Source organism: Pseudomonas sp. 5Ae-yellow (genome assembly GCF_014077575.1).
Taxonomy (GTDB): Bacteria; Pseudomonadota; Gammaproteobacteria; order Pseudomonadales; family Pseudomonadaceae; genus Halopseudomonas; species Halopseudomonas neustonica.
This window is the reverse complement of record NZ_JACGWE010000082.1, coordinates 1-4,221: the sequence shown is the minus strand read 5'-3', so window position 1 is coordinate 4,221 and position 4,221 is coordinate 1. Positions and strand designations below refer to the sequence as shown.

The window sequence follows — 4,221 nt, the reverse complement described above, 5'->3', positions numbered from 1 at the left end:
TATCAGTTCGTTGGGAATTGCGGGTAGGTCTCGCGGGGCTTCACGCCCCGGCTTCTTCTTGGTCGGCATACATGCGTCCTCTGCTGCAACATGTTATGCCCAAACACAAAATTTATGACACCCCCATTGCATTAGACAACCCTCAGGATGCCCAATTTGTAACCCAACCTGGGCTTTTCAGAATAATACTTCGCGATAACAGCCCAGCATGTAAAAAATTTCAACGGTGGGTATTTCACGAAGTTTTACCCTCCATTCAGCGATACGGTACCTATCCGCCGCCGAAGATTCAGCAGGGGTCCGAAGTAAAGAAAGCTGTAATGCTACTCCTTGAGGAAATTGAGGAGCGAGAAAGATTAGAGCGTGAAACGAAAGAACGATTCCTACAAACTGAGCGCCGATTAAATGAGCTTAGCCAAAAAATATCCACAACAGCGACACACCAAAATTACGGGGTGAATTATTTAACTGTCTCTGACTATTGCCGTCAGCTAGAAATAGAAAAGTCTCAAGAACAATTGCTTCGAGGCTGGTGTATAAAAATTAGTGCGGAAGAAGGGCATCCCAGCCACAAAGTGCTGAAAGATGGTCACGAAGAGGTATCGTTCTCTGAGCTCGTACTAAACAAAGCAATATCTAATATTCGCGGATAACGGAACTGCGATGGTTCCCACGCAGAGCTTGGAAACCATCGGCATATATTTTTCGCAACCGGCACAACGTAAAAATTTCAGTCGCCGGTCGACTCAATAGCCGCCTGCTCAGCTTCTTCACTATCTTCAATACTCAGAACCTCCACCGGGTCACGCTTCTGCAATTTTGGTGGCGGTGCTACCCATGCTCTGAGCTTTTGTCCAACTTCTTGGTAAAAATGCGGAACAGCTTTCTCAAGCTCTTCTATAAAAACTTTCGCGCCGGAGAAACGAGCGCCTAAATCCGCCATATAGAAAACCTCGAATGCGCTGGGCACCACATTGGTAGAAAGGGTTTCTAAAGCATTGCCATCTGCCAGGAGCGTTGCCAATGGTGTTTGGGTTTCTTCGGCACGACCGGGACGTATCGCTTTAACGTAAAAACCGTCCGCGTTCGCTTTGCTAACCTGTTTAATCAGCCAGTTCACCCTTGCGGAGCTACGTACTTTGTCTTGCGGCGCGCCGAGACGCATGGCGCAAGTAATAGTTCGCTTTGTCAGGTCAGCCGTTATATCCAGATCGGCGGCAGCATCAGGGATCGTTAGGCAGCAAGTTAGTTTGTGTTCCTTGGCCAGCAACTCACAGTCGTCTTTCAACCGCTGAACAGGATCGTTGCGGTGCGATTTACTGATTTTCTGTTTTATCTGCCTACCAAGCTTGCGACTCATAACCAGACACAGGTCGCGCTGTTCTTGATGCCAACTTGAAACCGTGTTTTCCACTTCTTCCGTAGACTTGCTCAGAACGGCGCCACTTTTTACCTTGGCAACGACTTCCTTCCATTCACGATTCATACTGTCGAAGCGTGTTGCTCCACTCGAGTCATGACTGAAGTAACGTAAAACCTCTTCCAGAATAAAGCGCTGATCCGGCGAGGTGATGTCCCCTGAGTCCAGCAAAAGTGTCGCCTGAGTTACAGCATACATCCAAGACCAATGATAGAGTTCCACGCCCTTGAGCAGCGTCTTCGGGATTTTTACTGGATGGTGGTTTGGCAAAGCAACAAACTGGTTGGTGATGGTGATCACCGCATCGATCTTATTCTTTTTTGCTTGGAGCAGATAACGTTTCAGCTGCTCTTCGCCTACTTCGTTGCTACCTATCTTTGCTTCTATCAAAGCCGCCCATTGCTTACTGCCGGTCACAAGTTGAACAAGACCGTCAGGGCGATCTTTCTTGGGAATGTCGAGATCGCATTCCAAGGCAACCTCAGTCCAGGCTCCCATTCTGGCTCGAGCGCTGACCCGGTGTCCGAGTGAAGCAAACATGACCTGCCGAAATTCATAAACCCCACGCAACGCGGCGAGAAATATAGAAGCCGCCCTTTGTTCTCGGTTTGTATCAGCTACCACCGGTATTAAACGAGCTACCTCGGCTTGCACCACGTACTCTGGCCGTTCCATGCGCATTTGTCCTTGTTGTAATCAACTTCATTGCAGCCTGATACTTCAAACTACAAAAAGAACCATCAGCTGCTCACATAGCTTTACCTTAGTTGACTCTCACAAGCGCCGCCAAAACAAAGCAGCTATTGCCGACCTCCGCGACGCGGAGCGTCACCAGACGGGTTCCCACGCAGAGCGTGGGGACCATCAGCAATGAGATTCCAAATAATAGTAATAAGTCGCTAACCCCCAATCCCGTCAGCGTTTTTATCCGCCAACCATACGGACCAATGTCCGCCGGGCTCCATCTGCAACTCTAACAAATCATACGTCTTCACCATATCTAACAAGCCTGAGTGCCCATATTTCTTAGGCGAAAAAGCGGGGTCTGTACGCTTTAGATAGGCCCCTAGCGGACCGAGTCCGACCTTACCCTCAGACGTATCACTGGCCAGTAGAGACACCGCCTCCACCACAAAGCGAGGGCGCTGCTTTACGGCTATGTGGCTGGATTCCTTAGCTGCTTCTTTGGTCTGGTCTGTTTTAGCGGTTTTAGGCTTGCTAGCAGGCTCTTCTTTGGCCGGTGACTTTTCTGCAGAGTCCGCACTAACATCTGCGTCAGGCTCGCCTGGCGTCCACTCAAAAAAGAGGTCGCTGGCGTTGCGTAACGCCTCCGGTGTTTTGCTCTCACCTACTATGCAAACTCGTGCACCACGCTCGCGCAGTTTGCGGCAAAGGTAGGCAAAATCCGAATCACTAGTAACCAGGCAGAAGGTCTCTGCACGGTGGTCAAACATGGCTTCCAGCGCGTCTAGGGCGAGGGCAATGTCTGCCGTGTTCTTACCGGAGGCGTATTGATATTGCAGATGCGGCGTAAAGGCCAGTCGCACCAGCGCCTCCTGCCAACGATTTGCGAGGGTGCCGTGGTTACCGTAGCCGCGGCGTAACGCGACCCGGCCAAATTGAGCGGCCATGCGCAAGGCATAGGGAAGGATGTCCGGTGGCACGTTGTCGCAATCAACCAGCACCGCGACGGGTACATCGGTGCCGTTGGAGAAGTCCTGAACTGCGTTGGATCGAGGATTGTTATTCATGGCGTCCCTGTTTGATTGAAGCCCATGCGCGCTTCATATTCCTGAGTGCTGCGTCTCCCGACGTTATCCCGAAGGCTTCGATAGGTAAAGCAGCAAAATAAGCTGAGGTTTGCGCTTGATGATCGTTCTCACGCTCCAGTGTGAAAATGACGCCTCGGACGCTCTGCGTAGTCCCAAGGCACCATGCGAACTCAGGCCTTGGCGAAGCAGAGCGTCACCAGACGGGTTCCCACGCAGAGCGTGGGAACCATCGGCAATTTATGAAGGCCTCCACTCAGAGTTTCTGATCGTTCCCACGCTCCGCGTGGGAACGCAGTCTTGGACGCTCTGCGTCCAGTCAAGCCACCGAGCTCATTCAGCCGCGTGGCTACGACGACTATCTCGCGCTAGACTCCAATGCAAAGCGCGGCTCCATCAGTGTTAAAACCAGCCGCGCACGCCAGCCAACCGATTCACGGAAGAATCCCATGGGCCGCAGCCGTTACGTAATCACTGAACCGGACAAGCCTCACTTCCTAACCTGCACAGTGGTTGAGTGGCTACCGCTGTTCACCCGCCCTGCCCTGGTCGAGATCCTGCTCGACTGCTGGCGTTACCAGCAGGCTAACCAGAACCTTAAGCTGTGCGGTTACGTGGTGCTAGAAAACCATCTGCACTACGTGGCCCAGGCACCCGATCTGGCCAAATGCGTCAGCGGCTTCAAGTCCTATACGGCGCGCCAGATGCTCAATCACTTGGAGCAGCATGGTGCCAATTCCACCCTCCAGCGCCTAAGCTTTGCCAAACGAGCGCACAAGCAGGATCGTGATTATCAGGTCTGGCAGGAAGGCAGTCATGCTGAACTGGTGTGCAGCGCGGACGTGATGCGGCAGAAGCTGGAGTACATCCATCTCAATCCGGTGAAACGCGGCTATGTGGATGCGCCTGAGCATTGGCGCTACTCCAGCGCGCGGAACTATGCGGGGCTAGAGGGGCTGATCGAGATTGATCGCTGGGACTGAGTGGACGCGGAGCGTCTCAGGCTGCATTCCCACGCGGAGCGTGGGAACG

The 4,221-nt window shown here is 52.5% G+C and carries 4 protein-coding genes; 2 read left to right on the top strand and 2 right to left on the bottom strand.

Going from position 1 to position 4,221, the window contains the following annotated elements; translation table 11 throughout:
- A partial coding sequence (locus H4J77_RS19115) for a BRO family protein (protein WP_259364936.1) occupies nt 1-653 on the top strand: 653 nt, incomplete at its 5' end.
- Nucleotides 654-730: 77 nt separating this feature from the next.
- On the opposite strand, the gene H4J77_RS19110 is transcribed toward H4J77_RS19115, so the two are convergent.
- Nucleotides 731-2,095, bottom strand: a complete 1,365-nt coding sequence (locus H4J77_RS19110) for a hypothetical protein (protein ID WP_123889478.1) — start codon at nt 2,093-2,095, stop codon at nt 731-733.
- Nucleotides 2,096-2,319: 224 nt separating this feature from the next.
- The gene (locus H4J77_RS19105) at nt 2,320-3,171 is read right to left on the bottom strand and encodes an NYN domain-containing protein (protein ID WP_123889479.1); all 852 of its coding nucleotides are present in this window, start codon (nt 3,169-3,171) and stop codon (nt 2,320-2,322) included.
- A gap of 467 nt (nt 3,172-3,638) precedes the next feature.
- Between H4J77_RS19105 and H4J77_RS19100 the strand changes: the two genes are divergently transcribed.
- Nucleotides 3,639-4,172, top strand: coding sequence for an REP-associated tyrosine transposase (locus tag H4J77_RS19100; protein WP_123889480.1), 534 nt, complete (start codon nt 3,639-3,641; stop codon nt 4,170-4,172).
- Nucleotides 4,173-4,221 lie beyond the last annotated feature (49 nt).

Excerpts from the sequence above, each read along its gene's own strand:
- H4J77_RS19110 (WP_123889478.1), bottom strand. The coding sequence starts at position 2,095 with ATGGAACGGCCAGAGTACGTGGTGCAAGCCGAGGTAGCTCGTTTAATA.
- H4J77_RS19105 (WP_123889479.1), bottom strand. The coding sequence starts at position 3,171 with ATGAATAACAATCCTCGATCCAACGCAGTTCAGGACTTCTCCAACGGC.
- H4J77_RS19100 (WP_123889480.1), top strand. The coding sequence starts at position 3,639 with ATGGGCCGCAGCCGTTACGTAATCACTGAACCGGACAAGCCTCACTTC.